At 67.9% G+C, this 21,897-nt stretch carries 21 protein-coding genes; 14 read left to right on the forward strand and 7 right to left on the reverse strand.

Annotated features, from left to right (window positions below):
• Positions 1-222 precede the first annotated feature (222 nt).
• From G5C50_RS14830 to G5C50_RS14865, 8 genes are read left to right on the forward strand one after another with little or no spacing between them, the layout of a single operon-like run.
• A complete protein-coding gene (locus G5C50_RS14830) occupies positions 223-1,131 on the forward strand; it encodes an urea transporter (protein WP_165070655.1) in 909 nt (302 codons plus the stop codon).
• Positions 1,132-1,149: 18 nt separating this feature from the next.
• Positions 1,150-1,452 carry an urease subunit gamma gene (locus G5C50_RS14835; RefSeq protein ID WP_165070657.1) on the forward strand — a complete coding sequence of 101 codons (303 nt, stop codon included), beginning with the start codon at positions 1,150-1,152 and terminating at the stop codon, positions 1,450-1,452.
• Positions 1,453-1,483: 31 nt separating this feature from the next.
• On the forward strand, positions 1,484-2,002 hold the full coding sequence (gene ureB / locus G5C50_RS14840) for an urease subunit beta (RefSeq protein ID WP_165070658.1): 519 nt from the start codon (positions 1,484-1,486) through the stop codon (positions 2,000-2,002).
• Positions 2,003-2,021: 19 nt separating this feature from the next.
• On the forward strand, positions 2,022-3,740 hold the full coding sequence (locus tag G5C50_RS14845) for an urease subunit alpha (protein ID WP_165070660.1): 1,719 nt from the start codon (positions 2,022-2,024) through the stop codon (positions 3,738-3,740).
• 29 nt (positions 3,741-3,769) lie between these two features.
• Positions 3,770-4,342, forward strand: a complete 573-nt coding sequence (gene ureE, locus G5C50_RS14850) for an urease accessory protein UreE (RefSeq protein ID WP_165070661.1) — start codon at positions 3,770-3,772, stop codon at positions 4,340-4,342.
• Between the two features lie 36 nt (positions 4,343-4,378).
• Entirely contained in the window at positions 4,379-5,047 is a 669-nt protein-coding gene (locus G5C50_RS14855) for an urease accessory protein UreF (protein ID WP_407673552.1), read from the forward strand.
• A 17-nt stretch (positions 5,048-5,064) separates the two neighbouring features.
• A complete protein-coding gene (gene ureG / locus G5C50_RS14860) occupies positions 5,065-5,706 on the forward strand; it encodes an urease accessory protein UreG (RefSeq protein ID WP_165070664.1) in 642 nt (213 codons plus the stop codon).
• Between the two features lie 2 nt (positions 5,707-5,708).
• The gene (locus G5C50_RS14865; protein ID WP_165070876.1) at positions 5,709-6,614 is read left to right on the forward strand and encodes an urease accessory protein UreD; all 906 of its coding nucleotides are present in this window, start codon (positions 5,709-5,711) and stop codon (positions 6,612-6,614) included.
• Positions 6,615-6,620: 6 nt separating this feature from the next.
• On the opposite strand, the gene G5C50_RS14870 is transcribed toward G5C50_RS14865, so the two are convergent.
• Both G5C50_RS14870 and G5C50_RS14875 read right to left on the reverse strand, forming a co-directional pair.
• Positions 6,621-7,625 carry a lipase family protein gene (locus G5C50_RS14870; protein ID WP_165070666.1) on the reverse strand — a complete coding sequence of 335 codons (1,005 nt, stop codon included), beginning with the start codon at positions 7,623-7,625 and terminating at the stop codon, positions 6,621-6,623.
• A 4-nt stretch (positions 7,626-7,629) separates the two neighbouring features.
• A complete protein-coding gene (locus G5C50_RS14875; protein WP_165070668.1) occupies positions 7,630-10,077 on the reverse strand; it encodes a response regulator in 2,448 nt (815 codons plus the stop codon).
• Between the two features lie 168 nt (positions 10,078-10,245).
• On the opposite strand from G5C50_RS14875, the gene G5C50_RS14880 reads away from it, so the two are divergent.
• From G5C50_RS14880 to G5C50_RS14905, 6 genes are all read left to right on the forward strand, one after another.
• Positions 10,246-11,727, forward strand: coding sequence for a sigma-54-dependent transcriptional regulator (locus tag G5C50_RS14880; protein ID WP_165070669.1), 1,482 nt, complete (start codon positions 10,246-10,248; stop codon positions 11,725-11,727).
• A 161-nt stretch (positions 11,728-11,888) separates the two neighbouring features.
• Positions 11,889-12,506: a Dps family protein gene (locus G5C50_RS14885; protein WP_165070671.1), complete on the forward strand. Its 618-nt coding sequence runs from the start codon at positions 11,889-11,891 to the stop codon at positions 12,504-12,506.
• A gap of 87 nt (positions 12,507-12,593) precedes the next feature.
• A complete protein-coding gene (locus G5C50_RS14890) occupies positions 12,594-14,186 on the forward strand; it encodes an FAD-dependent oxidoreductase (protein WP_165070673.1) in 1,593 nt (530 codons plus the stop codon).
• A 139-nt stretch (positions 14,187-14,325) separates the two neighbouring features.
• The gene (locus G5C50_RS14895; RefSeq protein ID WP_165070674.1) at positions 14,326-14,799 is read left to right on the forward strand and encodes a Panacea domain-containing protein; all 474 of its coding nucleotides are present in this window, start codon (positions 14,326-14,328) and stop codon (positions 14,797-14,799) included.
• Positions 14,800-14,821: 22 nt separating this feature from the next.
• Entirely contained in the window at positions 14,822-15,484 is a 663-nt protein-coding gene (locus G5C50_RS14900; protein ID WP_165070676.1) for an HAD family hydrolase, read from the forward strand.
• Positions 15,485-15,677: 193 nt separating this feature from the next.
• Positions 15,678-18,116 carry a serine/threonine-protein kinase gene (locus G5C50_RS14905; protein WP_165070678.1) on the forward strand — a complete coding sequence of 813 codons (2,439 nt, stop codon included), beginning with the start codon at positions 15,678-15,680 and terminating at the stop codon, positions 18,114-18,116.
• An 18-nt stretch (positions 18,117-18,134) separates the two neighbouring features.
• Here the strand turns inward: G5C50_RS14905 and G5C50_RS14910 are convergent, their stop codons facing one another.
• The 5 genes from G5C50_RS14910 to G5C50_RS14930 are packed head-to-tail and all read right to left on the reverse strand — an operon-like array spanning position 18,135 to position 21,866.
• Positions 18,135-19,175 (reverse strand): vWA domain-containing protein, encoded by a 1,041-nt coding sequence (locus tag G5C50_RS14910; protein ID WP_165070680.1) that lies wholly within the window; start codon positions 19,173-19,175, stop codon positions 18,135-18,137.
• The gene (locus tag G5C50_RS14915) at positions 19,159-19,845 is read right to left on the reverse strand and encodes a hypothetical protein (protein WP_165070681.1); all 687 of its coding nucleotides are present in this window, start codon (positions 19,843-19,845) and stop codon (positions 19,159-19,161) included. The genes G5C50_RS14910 and G5C50_RS14915 overlap by 17 nt, the downstream gene beginning before the upstream one ends.
• Positions 19,842-20,381: an ExbD/TolR family protein gene (locus tag G5C50_RS14920; RefSeq protein ID WP_240907086.1), complete on the reverse strand. Its 540-nt coding sequence runs from the start codon at positions 20,379-20,381 to the stop codon at positions 19,842-19,844. Before G5C50_RS14920 ends, G5C50_RS14915 begins: the two co-directional genes overlap by 4 nt.
• Positions 20,378-20,902, reverse strand: a complete 525-nt coding sequence (locus G5C50_RS14925) for an ExbD/TolR family protein (RefSeq protein ID WP_165070683.1) — start codon at positions 20,900-20,902, stop codon at positions 20,378-20,380. Before G5C50_RS14925 ends, G5C50_RS14920 begins: the two co-directional genes overlap by 4 nt.
• A gap of 19 nt (positions 20,903-20,921) precedes the next feature.
• Positions 20,922-21,866 carry a MotA/TolQ/ExbB proton channel family protein gene (locus G5C50_RS14930; protein ID WP_165070684.1) on the reverse strand — a complete coding sequence of 315 codons (945 nt, stop codon included), beginning with the start codon at positions 21,864-21,866 and terminating at the stop codon, positions 20,922-20,924.
• Between the last annotated feature and the right edge of the window lie 31 nt (positions 21,867-21,897).

Genomic DNA, 21,897 nt, shown 5'->3' on the forward strand with positions numbered 1-21,897 from the left:
GGACGCATGGGTGACGTCCCATCCTCAGCGCGCGGCCAGCCGTTCAAGCCGATCGGCGTCGTTTGTATCGATCACAAGGACTGTGAGGCTTGAGGGGGATTATGAAAGGAAGCGAAATTTTGGGACGGCTTCAGGGTTGATTCGCCATTACGGGCGTGAGATCCTCGGAAAACACGGACGGTTTCAACACGTCCCCCCAGGCTCGTGCGGTGAATCACGCGAATGCAAGCGTTCAAGCCCTCCTCGGCTGTCGCCCGGTATTTTGACCTGGCGATTCTGCGGGGCGTCGGACAGATCATGTTCCAGGGGCACGCCGGTACGGGCGTTTGCTTCCTGGCGGGGATCGCCCTGGCCTCGCCGATCATGCTCCTGGGAGCTGTGCTTGGCGCCTTGATCGGACCGATGACGGCTCGCGTTGCGGGATTCGACAAGGATCAGATCGAGCAGGGGCTGTTCGGGTTCAACTCGACGCTCGTCGGTCTGGCCACGCTCTTCTTCCTGAAGCCGGCGGGACTGACGTTCACCCTGCTGGTCCTGGGTTGCATCGCCTCGACGTTCATCACCTGGCTGGCGATGCGGTTCCTGCCGTTCCCGGCCTACACGGGCCCCTTCGTCGTGTCGACGTGGATCTTGCTCGTCATCGCCCACGCGATTGCGGGGAACTCGCTCGACGTCTCCCCCGCGTCGGAGGCCGTCGCGCCGGGGGGCTTCATCGAGCAAGTTCTGCGGGGCGAGGCCGAGGTCATGCTGGGGGCGAACGTCGTCACGGGGATTCTGTTCCTCGTCGGGATCGCCCTGAGCGACGTTTGGCACGCCGGCATGGCTCTTCTGGGCTCGATCGTCGGCACCGCCATGGCCGACTATCACGGCGATCCGACGCAGGCGATCTCGATCGGAATCTACGGTTACAACGCGGCCCTGGCGGCGATGGCGATGTTCCTGAAGCGAAAGTCGCTCACGTTGCCGATCCTGGCGGCGTTGATCGCGACCGGGATGACGGAGTTCTTTCCGAAGTCGCTGGGCGTCCCGGCGCTGACGGGGCCGTTCGTGGCCGCGTCGTGGTTGATGCTGGCGGTGATCTGGCTTGAGGATCGACTGTTCGGAGAGGCTCGCTGGTTTAGCAGGCCGTAAGGCGAGGGAGGATCTGACATGCACCTGACACCCCGAGAGATCGAGAAGCTGCTGATCCATCAGCTCGCCGACGTGGCGCTGAAGCGGAAGGCGAAGGGCCTGAAGCTCAACCACCCGGAGTCGATGGCCATCATCTGCGCCGCCGCCCTCGAAGGCGCGCGCGAGGGGAAGACCGTCGAGGAAGTGATGAAGGACGCGGCGACCGTCCTGACGCGCGAGGATGTGATGGAAGGGGTCGCGGAGATGATCCCCTTCGTGCAACTGGAAGCGATCTTCACCGACGGCAGCCGCCTGGTCACCGTGCACGACCCGATCAAGTGAGTCCGCGTCCCATCGCGATCGGAGGCGACCCATGTCCAAATCGAAAAAAGCCGAACCCGAGTCGAAAGAACCTGAAGTCGAGCTCCCGACCGGCCCAGGCGTCCAGTTCGAACATCACCACGAGGCGGCGCCGCAGGCTCCTCGGGGGGCGAAGGAGGCGCCGGTCGGCGGCCTGATCCTCAAGCACGTCTCGATCGAGCTGAACGCCGGCCGCCCGACGGTGACGATCAAGGTTCGCAACACGGGCGATCGTCCGATCCAGGTCGGCTCGCATTTTCACTTCTTCGAGGTCAACCGTTACCTCGAGTTCGATCGCAGGAAGGCGTTCGGCCGCCGTCTGGACGTCCCGGCGACGACCGCCGTCCGCTTCGAGCCGGGCGACGAGAAGGAAGTGACGCTCGTGCCGATGGGGGGCAAGCAGTTCTGCTACGGCTTCAACAACCTGGTCGACGGCTGGACGGGGGACGGGCCCAACCCGGACTATCGGCCCAACGAGGATGCCGGCGTCCGGCGGGTGAAGGAACAGGGATTCAAGTCGACCAAGTCGTGAGCCAGACGGAGGCGAAGACGTGTCCAAGATCACGCGACAGCAGTACGCCGATCTCTTTGGTCCGACAGTCGGCGACAAGATCCGGCTTGGGGACAGCGACCTCTACATCGAGATCGAGCGGGACCTCCGCACCTACGGCGACGAGTTGGTCTGCGGCGGCGGCAAGACGCTCCGCGACGGCATGGGCTCGGACAACCAGCTCACGCAGGAGTCGGGCTGCCTCGACCTGGTCATCACCAACGTCACGGTTCTGGATCCCATCCTGGGCGTGCTCAAGGCGGACGTCGGCGTTCGCAACGGGCGGATCGTGGGGATCGGCAAGGCGGGGAACCCCAGCACGATGGACGGGGTCACTCCCGGCCTGAGCACCGGCGTAGCCACCGACGCCATCAGCGGCGAGCACCTGATCCTCACCGCCGCGGGGATGGACACCCACATTCACTACATCTGCCCCCAGCAGGTCTGGGCGGCGCTCTCCAACGGGACGACCACGTTCTGGGGGGGCGGCGTGGGGCCGACCGACGGCACGAACGGCGTGACCTCGACCAACGGCCCCTGGAACCTGGAGATGATGTTGCGGTCCGTCGAGGGCCTGCCGATCAACTTCGGCTTCCAGGGCAAGGGGAACAGCAGCGGTGCCGCGCCGCTGATCGAGCAGATCCGCGGCGGGGCCGCCGGGTTCAAGATTCACGAGGACTACGGGACCACCCCGGCCGCGATCCGGTCCTGCCTGGCGGTCGCCGATGAGTACGACGTGAGCGTCGCCGTTCACACCGACACGCTCAACGAGTCGGGCTTCGTCGAGGATTCGATCGCGGCGTTCGACGGACGGACGATCCACACGTACCACTCCGAGGGCGCCGGCGGCGGTCACGCCCCCGACTTGCTCAAGGTGGTGGGCCAACCCAACGTGCTCCCCAGCTCGACCAACCCGACGCTCCCCTGCGGGGTGAATTCGGTGGCTGAGCTGTTCGACATGATCATGGTCTGCCACAACCTCAACCCCAAGATCCCCTCAGACGTTGCCTTCGCCGAGAGCCGCGTTCGCGCCGAGACGATCGTCGCCGAGAGCGTCCTGCACGACATGGGCGCCATCTCGATCATCGGCAGCGACTCGCAGGCGATGGGCCGCGCTGGGGAGAACTTCCTCCGCGCCTTCCAGACGGCCGACGCGATGAAGAAGGCCCGCGGCCCGCTCCCCGAGGACGCCTCCGGCAACGACAACTTTCGGGTGCTCCGCTATCTGGCCAAGGTCACGCTCAACCCGTGCATCACCGCCGGGATCTCCAGCACTCTGGGGTCCATCGCCCCCGGCAAGCTGGCCGACCTGGTCCTCTGGGAGCCGGCCTTCTTCGGGGCCAAACCCAAGCTGGTGCTCAAGGGCGGTATGATCGTTTGGGCCAACATGGGCGACCCCAACGCCTCGCTCCCGACGCCCCAGCCGATGATGTATCGGCCGATGTTCGGCGCCTTCGGTTCAGCTCTGGCCCGCACCTGCGTCACTTTCGTCTCCCGCGCGGCGCACGATTTGAACATCAAGGAGAAGTACGGCCTGCAGCGCATTGTGGAGCCGGTCTCGACGACGCGGGTGCTGACCAAGCATCACATGGTCCGCAACGATTTCCTGCCGAAGATCGAGGTCGACCCGCAGACGTTCGCCGTGAAGGTGGACGGCGTCCACGCCACTGTGACGCCGCCCAAGACGATCTCGCTGAACCAACTGTATTTCTTCTGCTGACGCCGCTGCGGGCTGGACGGAGGACGCCGATGATCCTTATCGAGAAGCCGCTCGGCAACGAGCGGGACCCTTCGTGGGCCCAACTGCTGGAAGACGCCGTGATCGACACGCTCGACCTGGACCAGTGGCAGGCCCAGAAGAGCCGAATGCGGCTGAAGACCGAGGCGGGCGTGGAGGTGGCGATCGCCCTTGATCGCAACACCCACCTGCGCGACGGCGACGTCCTGGCCTGGGACGAACCCAACCTGACCGCCATCGTCGCGCGGGTGAGCCTGAAGGAAGTCATGATCCTGAAGCTCGACGGCCTGCTGGGCCTTCCTCCGGAGGAACTCGCGAGGGCGTGCGTCGAGTTGGGCCATGCCTTGGGGAACCAGCACTGGCCGGCCGTGGTCAAGGGGACGTCCGTGTTCGTGCCGTTGACCGTGGATCAGAAGGTGATGGAATCGGTGATGAGGACCCACGCGTTTGAGGGGATCACCCCCGAGTTCGCCCCGGGGGCCGAGATCATCCCGCACCTGGCCCCGCATGAGGCCCGTCGCCTCTTCGGCGGGGCTGAGTCCACGCCGCATTCTCACGTCCCGGCGAATATCGATGAACCCTGAGACGCGGAGAGCGGCTTGGCGACGATCGCGGAATTGATGCGGGTCCTCCAGTTCGGCGATTCGCTGCTGCCTGTCGGGGCGTTCTCGTTCTCGAACGGGCTGGAGACCGCGGTGGAAATCGGCGTGGTGCACGACGTCGAGACGCTTCGCGCGTTCGTGCGCGCGGCCGTCGAGCAAGCGGCCACGTCGGACGGCGTGGCCGTGCTGGCGACGCATCGCGCGGTTTCGGTCGGCGACATTACGGGCGTCGACCGGGCCGATCGGGCGGTGTTCGACCGCAAGCTGAACGAGGAGATGCGGACGATGACCGTCCGGATGGGCCGCAAGCTCGCTGAGATGGCCGCACGCGTCCTCGGCCCGTCGACCCCCTCCGACTGGCTCGATCGCATCAAGGCCGGCGCGACGCCCGGCTGCCTGCCCATCGGTCAGGCCCTGGTCTTCGCGGCGCTCGGCCTCTCTGAACGCGACGCCTTCGCCGTTCATCAGTACGGGCTGGCGACGATGATGATCAACGCCTCGCTGCGGCTGATGAAGATCCACTATCTGGACGCGCAGGCGGTCCTCTTCGAGGTCGACGCCGACGCTGAAGAGGCTTACTGGCGAGTCGCGAAGCTGGGGCTCGACGATATGGCGGCCTTCGCGCCAGGGTTCGACGTCCTGGCCTCGCTGCACGTTCGGGCCCACGTCCGCATGTTCATGAATTGATCGAGGAGTCGAACGAGATGGCGAAGAAGATCACGCGGATCGGCGTCGGCGGCCCGGTCGGCTCGGGGAAGACGGCGATCATCGAGGCGATCACGCCGAGGCTTCTGGACCTGGGCTCGCGCGTCCTCATCATCACCAACGACGTCGTCACCACCGAGGACGCCGCGCACGTTCGGAGGACGCTCAAGGGCGTGCTCGTGGAGGAGCGGATCCTCGGCGTTGAGACCGGCGCCTGCCCGCACACAGCCGTCCGCGAGGATCCTAGCATGAACCTCGCGGCCGTCGAGGACATGGAGGCCCGGTTCCCCGACTCGGACGTCGTCCTGATCGAGAGCGGCGGCGATAACCTCACGCTCACGTTCAGCCCGGCGCTCGTCGATTTCTTCATCTACGTCATCGACGTCGCCGCCGGCGACAAGATCCCCCGCAAGAACGGGCCGGGGATCACGCGGTCGGACATCCTCGTCATCAACAAGACCGACCTCGCGCCGTACGTCGGAGCCAGCCTCAAGGTCATGGAGGACGACTCGCGGCTGATGCGCAAGGGCCGTCCGTTCGTCTTCACCAACTGCAAGACGGGCGAGGGGATCGAGGAACTCATCGACCTGATTCGCGAGAACGTCCTGTTCGATCTTCCTACCGAGAAGGCCGCGAAGTGAGCATGATCCCCGCTCCCGAACTGGCCCCGTACCTCGACGAGCCGGCGCAGCTCCCCAGCGGCGGGTTCGGCAAGAATGCGAAGCTCCTCCTGCGCTTCGAGCGTCGGGGCGAGCGTTCGATCCTCGCCGCCATGGAACGCCGCGCGCCTCTGCTGGTGCAGAAGGCCCTTTATTGCGACGAGGGGATGCCCAGCCTGCCGGTCGTCTTCATCATCAGCAACGCGGGGGGCATCCTCCAGGGGGATCGCTACGCGATGGACTTTTCCGCCGGCCCGGGCTCGTGTGGGCACATCACGACGCAGGCGGGCACCAAGATCCACGAGATGGACGCCAACCACGCGAGCCAGACCCAGGAGATCACGCTCGACGAGAACGCCTATCTGGAGTACATCCCCGAGCCCACCATCCCGTTCGCCCGCTCACGCTTTCTGACCAGGACGCGGGTTCGGATCGCCCCCACGGCGACGCTCCTCTACGCCGAGACCCTCCTGGGCGGCCGGAAGCACTACCGCGACGGCGAGCTGTTCCGCTTCGACCTCTTCTCGTCGACCGTCGCCGCCGAGCGGCCCGATGGGTCGAGCCTTTTCGTCGAGAAGTTCATCATCGACCCCGCGCGCTCGCCCGTCGCGCGACCGGGCGTGATGCAGGGCTTCGACGTCTTCGGCAACGTCCTGTTGCTGACGCCCCCCGCCATCGCCGACGTCGTGGCGAACCAGGCCGCCTTCGGCTGGAACGAGACTGAAGGCTGGGCCGCCGGCGTCGGCCGCCTGCCCAACGACGCAGGGCTCGTCTACAAGGTTGTCGGCCGCGACTCGGCTATTGTCCGGACAAAAATCCGCCACTTCTGGTCGATCGTCCGTCCGGCGGTCAACGGACACGTCGTGCCGCCGGAGTTCGCGTGGAGGTAGGAGACGTCAGCCCTCACGTCTCGCTGCGGCCACCGCATTCCAGAGGAGCGTGGCGTAGTAGACGGGGGCGTGGTCGGCGAGGCCTCGGACGAGCAGGGGGGCTTCGCCGACGGCCAGCCGGCGCTGTTCGAAGGACAGGCGGACGGCGGCGGCCAGGGCCTGGAATCCCTCGTTCCACTCTTGCCAGAGCCGCCGAGGCGCGGCGTCGGGGACTTCCTGTTCCTCGCCGGCGTGACGATAGCCCAGCGGCCAGGGCGGAGGGACCTTGGGGATGAGATCGTCGCGGTGGACGAACCGACGGTGGACGCAGACCGGGAGCGTGTCGACGAACTCGGCGTCGCCCACGCGCGGGCATCCGTAGGTGTAGATTCCCGTCACGTCCGATTCGCGAAGGTGCGACGCCGCCAGCACCGCCAGGGCGCCGCCCAGGCTGTGGCCGGTCAGCCAGAGGGCCTGGCCAGGACGCCTTGCGGCCACGACCTCGTCGAGCTGCTGGCTGATGGCCTGGAACGCCTGAAGGAATCCCGAGTGGACTCGCCCACCCGAGGCGCGGGTTGCGGGGAGGAGTTGAGCGTCGATCTTGAGGTCCTCATTGCCGAGGATCCAGTCGACCAGCCGGGCGACTTCATTCGGCGAGAGGTTCTCCGGCACGGGAGGGACCGGCAAGCTCGTGCCGCGGAAGGCGATCACCAGGGCGTCGGGTCCTTGAAGGACCACGGCCCGCGGTTCGTCCGGGTCGCCAAGCGTCCGGGCCTGCCAGCCGAGGCCGGGCAGGGGGGATTGACGAACGCGGTCGGCGATGAAGTTCGCGTCGCCGTAGGCCAGCAGAGAGGCGTCGGCCAGGAGCCAGGCGTTCGGGTCGTCGAACGCGCCGGCAGGCGTGCGGACGGATCGCCGGGGGTCGGCCTCGAAGGGGACGACCTCGGCGAAGGCGAAGTAGGGGAAGTCGGCGGCGGGGGGCGTGAGCCCTTCGAGGGTCTCGCGCGGCGGCGGTCGATCCGGCAGGGTCACGGGATTAGCTCCGGTGGGCGGGCGCGGTATCGACGGGGCGGGTCAGGGCCGCCAGCGATTCGGGCGTCATTCGTTCGATCTGCCGCGACAGGGACGGGAGACCGGAGACGAGCCGGGCGAGGATCGGGCGGGCGTCGTCGAGGCGGCCCTCGGCGGCGGCGGCTTCCAGATCCAGGGCGAGCGCGGCGGCCGTGGAAGAGAACATGGAGGCCATCCCGGCGAGCTTGTGGGCCGCGGCGCGGAGAGAATCGGCGTCGTCGTCGCGGAGAGCGTCGCGGGCGGCGGCCAGGCGTACGGGGGCCAACTCGCGGAAGTCGCGGCAGAGGCCGGCGAGCAATTCGGCGTCGCCTCCACAGGCGGCGAACAGGGCGTCAGGGTCGAGCGCAGGGGCTTCACCGGCGCCGACGCTGCGGAACGAAGCGAGTCGCTCCACGACGGCGAAGAGGCGGTCGGTGCGGATCGGCTTGGTCAGGTAGTCGTCCATGCCGGCGGCCAGGCAGAGCGCTCGGTCCCCCTGTCGCGAACGGGCGGTCAAGGCCGCGATGGGGAGTCGTCGGCCGCCCCGGGCGGCCTCGGTTTCACGGACGGCTCGGACGACGGCGAAACCGTCCAGTTCGGGCATGTGCACGTCCAGCAGCATCACGTCGAACGCCTGCGACTCATCGAGCGCCAGGGCGAGCGCTTTACGGCCGTCGGTCGCCAGGCGAACGGACCAACCCCGGCGGTTGAGCAGGCGGACGAGGAAGTGAGCGTTGAACTCGTCGTCCTCCGCCACCAGGATCGAAAGCTTGACTCCGGCGGCTTCCTCGTCGGCGTCGGCGGACTCGGCGAGAGGGGAAGGCGCGGGGGCCACGAGTGCGGTGCGGAGGGCCTCCAGCAACTCGTCCTGCCGGATCGGCTTGAGAAGCCGGGCGGAGACGCCCAACTCGCGGCTGCGGGCCAGGTCGCCGGGTTCGTCGCCAGTGGTCAAAATGACGATCGGCGCGGCGGCCAGCTCGTCGCTGGCCCGGATCTTGGCGGCCAGGTCGAGGCCGTCGACGTCGGGCATGCGGGCGTCGAGCAGGACGACGTCGGGGAGCCGCTTGCGGGCGGCCGCGCGCCAGAGGGCGTCGAGCGCGGCGATGCCGTCGCCCGCCGTGGCGACGCGCAGGCCCCAGGCCGTCAGCCAGCCTTCCAGGACGCGTCGAGTGGTCTCGTTGTCGTCCACCACCAGGGCCCATCGGCCGCGAGGGAGGCCCGTGGGACGGACCCCGGGCGTGCGCTTCGGCGTGGGCTTGCGAGCAAACAGAGACGTGAGCGTGAACGTGCTGCCCCGACCCGGCTCGCTCTCGACGGCGATCCCGCCGCCCATCAGCGCGGCCAGTCGGGCGGCGATCGTCAGCCCCAGGCCGGTGCCGCCGAACCGTCGCGTCGTGGAGGCGTCCTGTTGCTCGAAGGCCCGGAAGATCCGCGACTGCTCCGGCTTGGGGATCCCGATTCCTGTGTCGCTGACCTTCACTCGCAGGCCGACCCGGCCCGGCCCTTCAGCGGCGGCGTCGTGATCGAGCTCGACCAGAACGAAGACCTCGCCGACCTCGGTGAACTTCACCGCGTTGCCGACGAGGTTGATAAGGATCTGACGGAATCGGCCGACGTCGCCGATCAGGGCGTCCGGCACGTCCTCACGGACGAGCGAGACCAGATCGAGCTTCTTCGCATGCGCGCGAGGGCCCAGGAACCGCAGGACGTCCCCCACGGCGGCGCGAAGCGAGAATTCGGAGGCGTCCACATCCATCTTGCCGGCGGCGATCTTGGCGAAATCGAGCACGTCGTCGACGATCCGCACCAGCCCCTCGGCCGCCGAACGCACCGTCTTGAGGCACTGGCGCTGGTCTTCGGTCAGCGGCGTCTCCAGGGTCAGCTCGGTCATCCCCAGGATGGCGTTCAGGGGCGTGCGCATTTCGTGGCTGACGTTGGCCAGGAATTCATCCTTGGCGCCGTTGGCGGCCTCGGCCTTCTGCATCGCGCGGCGCAACTCGCACTCCAGCCGCTTACGCTCGCCGATGTCCTCAAGCACGCAGATCACATAGGCGGGCGCTCCGGCCTCGTCGCGCTGGAGCGAGATGTACAACTTGACCCACACGAAGCCGCCTTCGTGGCGGATGTATCGCTTCTCCACCGAGTACGGCCCACGCTCGCCGCGGGCCAGGCGGCGGAAGTCGGGAGGGCCCAGGTGCTGGTCCTCCGGGTGGGTGATCTCACTGAACGGTCGGCCGATGAGTTCATAGGGCTCATGGCCGACGATGGCGCAGAAGGTGTGGTTCACGCGGATCCAGCGACCTTCCAGGTCGCAATGGGCGATCCCGACCGCGGCGTTCTCAAACGTGCCCCGGAACCGAGCTTCGCTGACGCGCAGATCGTCGTCGACCGGCGGGCGGGAGCCGTCGTCCTGGGACGGTTCTGGTTCGGGCATGCGTGCAGTCCCCGTGTGCGGGCGGGACCTTCCAACTCCATCCGTGGGGCGATCGGCGTCGACCTCCCCCCGAACCCGGCCCTTGCCCGCTGGATTGGGAGGCGTACTAGCGAATAGAATACCAATTCGGCCCGCGGGGGCCGAGACGTCATCGCCGCGAGGTAACGTATGGGCCGCCTGTTGCTGATCGACGACGATCCTGCCTTGGTCGCCCGCCAGGCTCGGCAGGTTTTTCCTTCGCCCGAGCACGCCGTCGACATCGCCGAGTCGGGAGCCCTGGGGATCGAAACGGCCCGCCGCATTCGGCCCGACGCCGTCCTCCTGGACTTGCACCTGCCCGACGCCTCCGGCTTCGACGTCTTCCAGGCGATCCGCCGAATCGACGCGCGGATCCCGGTGATCTTCATCACCGTCGCTCGCAAGGCCGACGCAGCCATCGAGGCGATGAAGCAGGGGGCCTACGACTACCTCTTCAAACCGCTCGATCTGCGGCGGCTGCGAGAGGTCGTCGAGGGGGCCTTCGAGGTCTCGCGGCGGATGCGCACGCCGGCCGTCGTGGCGGAGGACGGCGAGGCCGACGTCGAGGGTGCCATCGTCGGCTCGTGCCCGGCCATGCTCGAGGTTTACAAGGCCATCGGCCGCGTCGCCGCCCAGGACGTTCCCGTTCTCATCACCGGCGAAAGCGGTACGGGCAAGGAACTTGTGGCCCAGGCCATCTATCAGCACGGCCCCCGCGCCCGCCAGCCGTTCCTGGCGCTCAACTGTGCGGCGATCCCCGAGACCCTGCTGGAATCCGAGCTTTTCGGCCACGAGAAGGGGAGTTTCACCGGCGCGGACCGCCGTCGGATCGGCAAATTCGAGCAGTGCAACGGCGGGACCCTGTTCCTCGACGAGATCGGCGATATGCCGCTCGCCTTGCAGGCCAAGGTGTTACGGCTGCTCCAGGAGCAGACCTTCGAACGCGTCGGCGGCGGCGAGACGATCCATACCGACGTTCGGCTGATCGCCGCCACCCACCGCGACCTCCGCACCTGGTCGAACGAGGGTCGGTTCCGGGCCGACCTGTACTACCGCCTGAGCGTCTTCACCCTGGCCTTGCCGCCGCTCCGTGAACGCGGCGACGACCTTCGGATCCTCGTCCGCCATTTCCTCCGCCGCCTCAGCGCCGAGATGGGCCGCGATGTCCGCGACCTCGCCCCCGAGGCGATGCAGAGGCTCCGCGACTATCCCTGGCCGGGGAACGTCCGCGAACTTCAGAGCACGCTCAAACAGGCTCTCCTCCAGGCCAGCGGGCCAGTTCTCCTCAGCCGATTCCTCCCCGAATCGTTCGGGGAACCTTCGCCGGGATCGACGGTTGTGGAGGCGTCGCGATCGCGCGACGCCGAGGTCTCGGCCGCCGGCGAACTGGCCGTGACCTTGCACGGCTCGTTCCGTCCCGAGGATCGCGACGTCTACGTCGAGCTGCACCGCGAACTCGATCGGCTGCTCCTGCCGGCCGCAATGGAATTCGCGCACGGCAGTCAGCACCAGGCTGCGCTCCTGCTAGGGATCGCCCGGCAGACCCTCCGACAAAAACTCAAACAACTGGGCCTGCATCCAGCCCATCAGGGCGATCACGAGGAGCCTGACGGTCAGGACTCTGCCACCTGAATCGTTTCCTCGGGTAAGTCTGCCCACCTCCGGCGGATGTGAGACGCCTCCATCGGCCTCCTCCCAATTGGCATGGACGATGCATCAAGAAGACTCGCGAGTGTACCGTCGACTCCGGGGACGTCCCCGGAGCGCGGCGGACCCACGCGAGAGGTTCAACCATGTCTGTCGCCACCAAGAAAGGCCATGACGGCCACGCCCAGACTTCGGCGAAGAGCAAGGAAGAACACAGTCAGCCCTGGATCCATGTGAAGAAGGCCGAGATCCAGAAATTCGGGACCGTCCGGCAGCTCCCGATCGGGCTTTCGTACGACGCCCGCATGTACTCCTGCCAGCGCTTGAATCAGGTTCTGGCGGATTCGCAGATCCTCTACGGACTGTACAAGAAGCATCACTGGCTGATGCGGGGCCACACATTCTATCAGCTCCATCTGTTGCTGGATAAGCACGCCGGCGAACAGCTCGCGATCATCGACGAGTTGGCCGAGCGCATCCAGGCGCTGGGGGGCGTGGCCGTCGGTGATCCTCGGCATGTCGCCGAGCTGACTCGCATCCCTCGTCCTCCCGACGGCTGCGAAGAGGTTCCGTCGATGATCTCGCGGCTGCTCGAAGCCCACGAAATGATCCTGATCGACGCTCGCGACGCCGCCCACAAGACCGCCGACCAGGGGGACGACGGCACGAACGACCTGCTCGTCTCCAACGTCGTCCGTACGGGCGAGGCTCAGGTCTGGTTCCTGGCCGAGCATCTCGTCGACACGCCGCTCGGCCGCGACTGAGGAGACGCGAGGAACTTCCGCCGGGCCCCGGCGGGTCGTAAGCTGGCGACCGATCAAAAGCCAGCCGCGATCCTCCGGGGCCCTCTCATGCGCTCGATTCTCTCCTCGATCGCTCTCATCGCCGTTCTGGTCGTCCCCGCACGCGGGGAGACTCCCGAGTTCGACGTCGTCGTCTTCGGCGCCACGCCCGGCGGCGTCACGGCCGCCGTCGCGGCTGCGCGCGAAGGGGCCGCCGTCGCGCTGGTGGAGCCTCAGGACTTCGTCGGCGGCGTAATGTCGGGCGGGTTGAGCTTCAGCGATTCGAACCAGACCGACCGTCGCACGCTTCGTGGCTTGTTCGAGGAGATCCACCTTCGCATCGAGAAGGACTATCGCGATCGCGGCGTCTCCCTGCCGTATCAGGTGGCCGTGAAGGACCAGACGCACTGGACCTACGAGCCCCACGTCGCCGAGCGCGTCATCAACGCCCTGCTCGCCGAGGCCGGCGTCCGCGTCTTCCTGGAAGAGCGGCTCAGGTCGGTCGAAAAGGCCGATGCACGGATCCAGGCGCTCGTCACGGAGAAGCGTCGTTTCACGGCCCGCGCTTTCGTCGACGCCACCTATGAGGGGGATCTCATGGCGTCAGCCGGCGTCGGCTTCACGATCGGCCGTGAGAGCCGGGCGACGTTCGGCGAATCCCTGGCCGGCCGGCGATATCCCAAGAAGCCGGTCGTCCTCGATCCACTCGACTCGCAGGGGCGTCCCCTGCCACTCATCACGACCGTGGAGAAGGGCGACGACGCGGCTGGCGACGGCGACGTCATGACGTACAGCTTCCGGCTCTGCCTCACGAAAGACCCAAACGCGACGCCGCTGACGAAGCCCCAGAACTACGATCCCGCGCGGTACGAACTGGTCCGGCGTTTCGTCGCGGCTTATCCGCCGAAGAAACCGCTGTTCGACCTGTATCCGCTCCCGGGGGGGAAGTTCGACGGCAACAACAGCATCGGCGGCCAGATCTCGACCGGGCTCGTAGGGGGCGGGAACCGTTGGTGCTCCTCGTCCTATGTCGAGCGCGAGGCGATCTTCCACGAGCATCGCGATTACACCCTGGGTCTGCTCTGGTTCCTGGCCTCCGACCCCGCCGTGCCGGAGAGCGTTCGGCGCGAGATGCAGTCCTACCGCTGGCCGGTCGACGAGTTCACGAAGACGGACGGCTTCCCAACGGCGTTGTACGTCCGCGAAGGCCGACGGATGCTCGGGCTGTTCATCCTCACCCAGGCTGACGTTCAGGAACGGACCACGAAGGACGACTCGATCGCGATCGGGTCGTTCCCGATCGACTCCCACGACGTCCGCCGCGTCGCCACGGCGGACGGCTTCGTGAACGAGGGGACGATCTTTCCCGACCGCGGCGTCGGCGGCAAACGCGGGAAGGCGTACCAGATCCCCTTCCGCGCTGTCCTGCCGGTTCCCGCCGACTGCCGGAACCTGCTCGTTCCGGTCGCCCTCTCATGCTCGCACGTCGCCTTCTCGTCAATCCGCGTGGAGCCGACGTGGATGGCGATCGGCCAGGGGGCGGGCGTGGCCGCCGCGATCGCCGCCCGGACGGGTCGGGCTGTGCAGGACGTCCCCTACGTCGACCTCCGCGAGCGGCTGCTCAAGCAGGGCCAGGTGCTCGACCTTCCCGACGTTCCTTGACCTGCGGTGGCCTTCGCCGGCACGCCGAAGAGATTCGTCGACGATTTCCGTTATTCCCGACGAGATCGTTGTGCGAACGGGTGGTGGTGGACGATGATAGAGATAGGTCTCCCCCATCTCTTTCCATGGAGACGACGCCATGAGTCGCTGCGTCCAGGAAGTCAGCAATTACATCGTGTGGGATTCCCACGAGGCCGGATCTTATCTGACGCTGGCGAAGCTCCAGAAGCTGATGTATCTGGCGCAGGCGCGACATCTGGCGATCCACGGTCGACCGTTGTTCCCGGGCAAGTTCGAGGCCTGGGCCCATGGCCCGGCTCTGCGGTCGGTCCATAAGCGGTTCGAGAAGTACGGCTGGCGGAACATTGACGAGTTCATCCCCAAGCCGGCGATCGACCCCGACGCCGAGAAGTTCCTCAAGTGCGTCCTGGACGAGTTCGGCTCGTTCGACGCTCGCCAACTCCAGGCGATCACCAACCGCGACGAGGCCTGGATCGCCGCTCGTCAGGGAGCCCCGGAAACCATCGACGGACGCTGGGAGGGGGTGATTTCCGAATCACTCATGCGCGACGCCCAGCGCCGGCGGCTCAACCTGGAGCCGGCGGAGGTTTGAGTCGTTCGAGGGCGATGCGACGATGATCGAAGCGGTCGTCTTCGACCTCTACGGCACCTTGATTCGGCTCGAACGCGACACGCGACCCTACTACCGCCTCGCCCGGCTCATCCGACCTGATGCACCGGGTGAAGCGGTCCGGCGATCGCTCTTGATCCCAAGTCTCGGGATCGGCGATTTCGCCACGAGGCTGGGGGGCGATCCGCCGTCGGAAACCGCCGATCTGGAAGAGGACTTGAGACAGGACCTCCTCTCCGCGCGCGTTTTTGACGATGTTTTCGAGACCCTCTCGTCCCTGCGAGAACAAGGCTGCAAGCTGGGGCTCAGTTCCAATCTCGCCGGCCCTTACAAGGAGCCGTATCGGCGGTGTGGGCTTGCGCCGTTCTTCGACGCAGCCCTGTTCTCTTGCGACGTCGGCCGTCGGAAGCCTGAGTCTTCGGTTTTCAAGGAGATGGCGGAGGCTCTCGGCTGTGATCCGGCGCGTGTCGTGATGATCGGAGACAGCCGCCGGTCGGACTATGATGGTGCAAGGGCGGCGGGGATGGCGGCTCTGCATCTGTGCAGAGGCTGTGGTGAACTCGGCGCTGGGCAGCTTGGCTCGTTGCGCGACCTGCCGCAGCGGCTGGAACTTGGCGAGCGGGAAAAAGACTTCCCTGATCCCGATCGCGCCATTAAGGCCGGTTAAGCCGATTGCTCGGCGAGTTTCGCCTCGGCGCAAGTTCTTGCGTGATTGACGCGCGGGGGGGTTAGGGTCATCATGGCGATGTGGTCCGCGGACCCTTCGCCCCCTTCTCGCCGAACCAGGCGACCTTCTCTTGCCGGGGGCTCGGCGTCAGCGCCCGGATCAGACCGGACCCTTCGACGGCGGGGGACGCGCGGTGATCGGCCCAGGCTCGACGCTCAACGATCGATTCCTGCTCCTGAAGGAGCTGGGGCGGGGCGGCATGGGGGCGGTCTATGCGGCGACCGACCAGGTCCTCCAGCGCGACGTCGCCATCAAGCTCCTGAAGGACCAGCAGGCCGGCGGCGAGGTCGCCAAGCGGCTCCGGCTGGAGGCCCAGATCGCGGCCCGGCTTCTGCACGACAACGTCGTGCGGATCTACGATTTCGGACTGGCGGGGAACACCAGCTACCTGGTGATGGAGCAGGTCGACGGTGTCAGCTACGTCCGCCGGTGGCGGGCCCTTGGGCTGGCCGAGCGGCTGGCGATCCTCGCCGGCGTGGCCGACGCCCTCGACTACGCCCACCGTCAGGGGGTCATCCATCGCGACGTGAAGCCGGGGAACGTCCTGCTGACCTCGACCGACGTTCCGAAGCTCTCAGACTTCGGTCTCTCGCTGCTGGCCGAGCACGACGACGTCGCTGGAGTGGTCCGCGGCACGCCCCACTATATGAGCCCGGAACAGGCCACCGCCAAGCGACTGACGTACAAGACCGACCTGTACTCGCTGGGAGTGATGCTCTACGAGTCGGCGACCGGCGCCGTGCCGTTCACCGGAGCGCCCATGGCCGTGATGGCGATGCACGCCAACACCGCCCCGCCGCCGATTCCGCGCGATCGGGGGATCTCGCCCGAACTGGAGCGATTGATCCTGTCGCTGATGGCCAAGCGACCTGAGGACCGTCCCGCCGGCGGCGCGGTCGTCGCCGAGGCCCTCCGCGCCGAGGCCCGTAAACTCCGCGGCGAGCCTGCCCCCGCCGACGCTCCCGCTGAGGAGCCGGCCGCGGACGTCGCGCCGGCCCTCGACCTCGGCGCGCTCGCCGAACTGGGCGAAGGTCGAGCCGCCGCGCCGGCGAAACGCTCTCAGTCGGCCGCGTCTCGTCCCGCCGCCCCCCGGATCGCAACGGCCGAGGCCGCCGATCTGGCCGCGTCGCCGCTGGTCCGCAAGATGCTCCGCACCGTGCTGGCCGAGCCGGTCGCACTCAATCCGGACGAACGGTACTTCTACGGCTATTACCTCGCCTACCTCCTCGTCGGCTCTCGACGGCGGCCTTTCTACGCTCGTCGCGATCTGGAACGCCTCAACGCCGACCGGGCCCGGCTGATCCTCGCCCTGACCTACGCGTTGATCGCGCCCGACACCGAGGCCGCCGTGCAGGAGGCCGCCCAACTCCTGGACCAGCGAATCGAGGTCCGCCCCTCGCTCAACCCGGCGGTCGTCGCCAAGTTCCTGAGCTGGCGCGACTCCCCGAGCCGGAAGCGGACGCTTCGTCAGGTCCGCAAGGCGATCCAGGACGCCAGCAAATACGCCCGTGAGAAGATGACCGACGCCAAGGGCGTGATGAACGTCGGCCTGATTCCGCGCTCGCTGGACGACCTTCGCAAGATCGCCCCCGACCGCGAGGTCGGCGACGATCTGGTCGAGCGCTGGAACCGCCTGGCCGACGCCTGGCGCGAACATCCCGACCTCCGCGACGCAGTCCTCCGTTATGCGGGAGGAGCCGCCTATCGCGATCCCTCCGGCGTGGCGATGTGGGCCGAGGTCGTCTACCCGCTCGTCGAGATGGCCCGCTTGCAGCGAGCCCGTCGGGGGCGATTCAGCGGCGTCTGGCACTTCGTGAGCAGCCGAGTCCTCCACCTGCCCGATCCCGGCGAGAAGCTGCACAAGACGCTCACGCGCCTGCTGGCTCCGCGAGTCGTCGAGCAGCTCGACCGCTCGGCCGTGCAACTCGATCGCGTCCTCTCCCGCGCCGAGGACGACGAGGAGGCCGGCGACGAACAGGACGCCCGCGCGGCGAGGCTCGCCCACGGGACGGAGGCGGCCCGGATCGGCGAGATCGCCTCGGAGCCCGAGGCCGAGGCCCTTGTCACCGACGCCGTCTCACTCGTCGACGTCGACCCGATCCGGTTCCTCCAGGGCGAGCTGCACGAACTCTGGAAGGAAGCCGCTGCCTCGCTCGGCCGAGCCCCCGGCGGGCCTGGCGCCCGCCCGGCGGGGCATCGCCACACCCCGCTGGGCCCGTACCGACTGGCGGTCGTTCCCTCGATCCGAGGCGCGGCGGCCGGCCAGGTGGTGATCCAGGGGATGCCCAGCAAGCAGATCGAGATGCTCACCCCCTCGCTTCGCACCGCCGGCTCCCGCAACCGCGCCCTGATCGCGGCCTGGGTCTACGACGACAACAGCCTGCTGTTGACGTACAGCGACTTCAAGAGCACCCAGCGCTACATCCTCTGGGACGCCCCCCACAGCCGACAGACCACCTACGCCGACCCGGCCGAGGTCTACCGGGATCTCGAGAGCCAGGGTATGGAAGTCCCCGAGGCGATGGAGACCGCCCTCAGCCGCAGCTTCCGCCCTCAGGGGGGCCGACGCTGATCCCGCCGCCTCCCCTCCTCAGTAGCCGTTGGGCGACTTCGGAAACCGGGACGTGTCGACGTAGTGGTACGCGCCGCCGCTTTCGGTGGCTAACCGTCGCAGAGGCGTGTTCTGGCCGATGTCCCGGCCAAGGCCGAACTCGATGGCCTGGATTCGGCTCCCCTTCGATTCGGCCAGGACGGTCTCGACGTTGTCGTTGGTCATCGAGGCGGCGTCGGTGAGGAAGAAGATGACTTCGGGCCTGTCGACCAGGGCGGTCCGGAGCGCGAGCAGGTGATCCGTGCCGCCGAACGGGGCGACGGCCGCAAGCTGCGCGCGGACGCGCGACTTGTTGGCGGCGGTCGCCTGCATGATGCCGCGACGGCCCTGGGCGTCGGTCAGCTTGCGGGCGTTGAGGTCGTAGAAGGTGACCGAGAAGCCGACGTCGGGCGGCAGACGGTCGAGACTCGCCAGCAGCTCGCGCTTGGCGATGTCGAGCGCGTTGCGGGTGCTCATGCTGCCGGAGCAGTCGATCACGTAGGCGAACGACCGGCCGTGTTCGCGGCTGCCGAAGAACTCGGTTCCCGGCCCGACGCCCCGGCCGATCCCCCCGCCGGAGCCTCCCCCTTCGCCGCCTCCCCCGCCGTCGCCGGATCCCGGGATCATGCCCGGGGAAGGGGACGGCAGGTCGGGGATGTCGCGGGCGAGAGTCTCGACGAGTTTGACGTCGCTCTGGGGGAGGATCTCGTTCAGCAGGGCGTCGGCCGTGGGGTCGTGGACCTGCTTCACCGCCGGCGCGACGGTCGGCTTCGAGATCAGGTTCGGGTCGGCCATGCCGCCGATCTCGCCCGGTCCACCGCCTCCGCCGGAGCCCGATTCGCGATCAGCCCGGTTGTCGACCGGCTCAAGCTCGCCGCGCAGGGCCCTGCGATCGGCCTCGTCCTCTTTCGAGGAGACCACCGAGAGGACCGTCAGCGAGGCCAGCATGGCGAGCAGGACGTGGAACGCCGTCGACGTCGCCAGCGAGCGCGGGTCGGTCAACGGCGTGTCGCCCAGATGGTGCTTAGGGGCTGTCGCCATCGGTGGGCTCCGGTTCGAGGAATTCGGGATCGGGGCCGGGCTCAGGACGAGGTCCCTGGCTCCGCCTACGCCGCCGTGGACCCGACGCCATGGCCAACGATCGCCAGGCGAGCAATCCGCCGATCGCCGCCAGCCCGACGAACAATCCTACGATCGCCAACGGCCCAGGCCAGTCGTTTCGAGGGGATTCCTCGGTCGCAGCCGGTGCGGGCTTTTCGACGACCGGCGCTGCCGGGCCGACGATCAACGGGGCCAGCCGGTCGCCCTCGGCCTTGTACCGGACGCGTCGGAGGTAGGTCCCCGTGAATGTCACCGACGCCCCCGTGGCGACGCCCGTCTCGCGGGGAGGAGCCGGGAAGACGACGCAGAGAAGGTCGCCCGACGGCTGTTCGATCCACGACTCGACGAGCGCGGGGAAACTGCCGACGGCGTCCTGGCGGAAGCTCCGAACCACCCGGCCCGAGACCGCCACGCGACGGTTGCGGAACTCGTCGGGACGCTCCCAGAGGTCGCGGAACGTCGCCGGCCGGGGCGGGGACGCATCCCCTTTGCCGGTTAGCGCATCGTGCTCGGCAGCGAGGTCGGTCAGGCCCAAAGGGGCGTCGTCCTGGGCCGTGGCGGAGGTTGCGACGAGCATCGCGACGACGAGAGCCGCCCATCGCCCGATCATGGCCCGACTCCTACAGGAGCCAACCGAACGGCCGAGACGCCCGACGAGGAGCAGACCGCGATGATCCGCGCCGCGGGCTCGTAGAGCAGGCGGTCGTCGGCGATGAGGCGGACGCGCAGCGGACGATTGCCGAGCAACTCGACGTACCGCCGCAGGCGCTGGGTGAGCTGCGTCAGATCGGCCACGGGGGCCTCGCCGAGACGCAGCGATTTCAGATCGCCCAGGTCGTCGGCCTCGGCGCGGATGATAACGTCGTTTTCCAGGTCGACGTCGACGGTTCGCGAGGTCGGCCGGGCCATCCCTCGCGGGGCGCTAGGGAGGGCGGCGGGGGTGGTCGGCAGGTGGAGGTCGACGTGGGTCTCGGCGGTCGGCGGGCGGAACGTCAGGATGAAGAACGCCAGGAGCTGGAACGCCATGTCGAGCATCGGCGCGACCGGGAAATAGACGTCGTCGGGCGGGCCGGGGCGGTAACGCCGCTTGCGGCGAGGCTCGTCGTCGGTCGATGGAGTTCTGGGGATCGGGGGCGCGACGCTCACGGCTGCTCCCGGTTGAGGACGACGAGGCTGAAGTTGGCGAACCCCTGCGACTGGGCCTCCACGAGCGTCTTCCGCACCGCCCCGTACGACGCCTCGCGATCGGCCCGCAGGACGACCACCGTGGGGAGTTCGCCACCCGGATCCGGTTCGTTGAATTGAAGTCGGAGCGTGGGGGGCTCGGGGCGCGTTGCCGTGGTGGGCTCGGATTGGATCAACTCAAGTCCGGCGCGGCGGGACTGGGCCTGTTGCTTCCACCAGGCCGTCGCCGCGTCTCCCTGGAGGGGATGACCATCGACCAGGAGATTCCCGCGGGCGTCGATCGCGGCGGCGAGGCGGTCCAGCGCCAGGTCCGCGCCGGGCAGCGCGGCCGGGGCCACGGGGAGCCTCACGGCGCGGGTTTCCCCCTCGATCTGGTTGCCGAAGTGGACCAGCATCATGAAGAACGTGATTAACTGCAGGACCAGATCCAGCAGCGGCGTCAAGTTCGGGTTCAGGACGTGATCGGGGGACGAGCGCGACATGGGGCGTCCTCGTCCAGGGTCACTCGTCGCGCGCCGGCGGCAGGATCGGCCGCGGCGGAGCGCCGCTCGACGCCGCTAGCGCCGCGTTGAGGGCGAACGGATGCGGATGGGCGCCCGGCCCCGCCGGCGGGGAAGCGGCCGGCGCAGTGGGCTCCTGGGCTTTCACTCCAGGGACGAACTGCTCCAGCAACGGCTCGGCGGCCATCTCGGCTTCCAGCGACATCCGCGCGATCCGGTTGCGGAAGAAGGCGTAGAAGTAGATCGCCGGGATCGAGATGGCGATCCCTTCCAGCGTGGCGAAGAGCGCCGTGGAGATCCCCTCGGCGAGCAGGCTGGCCTGAGGCGCGGTCCCCTTGGTGGCGATGACGCGGAACGCCTTGATCATGCCGTAGACCGTCCCCACCAGGCCGATCATCGGGCCGAGGGTGCCGACGGTCGCCAGGTAGGTCGTCCGGTGCTCCATCTCCATCGTGGCGTCTTCGTTGGCCATCTCCATCGCCCGCCGCGCCGGGGCGACTCCCGTGGGGAGCTTCTGAACGCCGGCTGACAGGATCCGTGCGAACAGCGATCGATCGTTCATGAGTCGGTTGTAGGCGTCGCCGAAGCGGCGCTGGTCCAGCAGGTCGCGGATGTCGCGGACGACCAACCTGGGCGCGGCGGCCGAGGTCCGGTAGTTCAAGGCCATCCAGACGATCAAGGCCACGAGGTAGAAGGACATCACCGCGATCACGACGCCGATCAGGCCCGAGGCGCGGAACATCCACCGCAGGAACGACTCGTCCCCACCACCCTCGTCGGACTGACCGGGGGTTGAGGTCGACTCCGTCGCCTTCGTCGAGATTGGGGCTCCGCTCGGAGCCTCCTGAGCCGTCGCGACCGCCGGAACGGCCGTCAGCCAAAGCGTCAGAAGCCCGATCCCGAGCCAGACCGCGAACGCTCTCGCCCGGCCTTGCCGTGTTTCCATCACCGCCGGACCTCCCGCCTTGGGTCGTCTG

The sequence above is a fragment of the Paludisphaera rhizosphaerae genome, from assembly GCF_011065895.1.
GTDB classification, from domain to species: Bacteria; Planctomycetota; Planctomycetia; order Isosphaerales; family Isosphaeraceae; genus Paludisphaera; species Paludisphaera rhizosphaerae.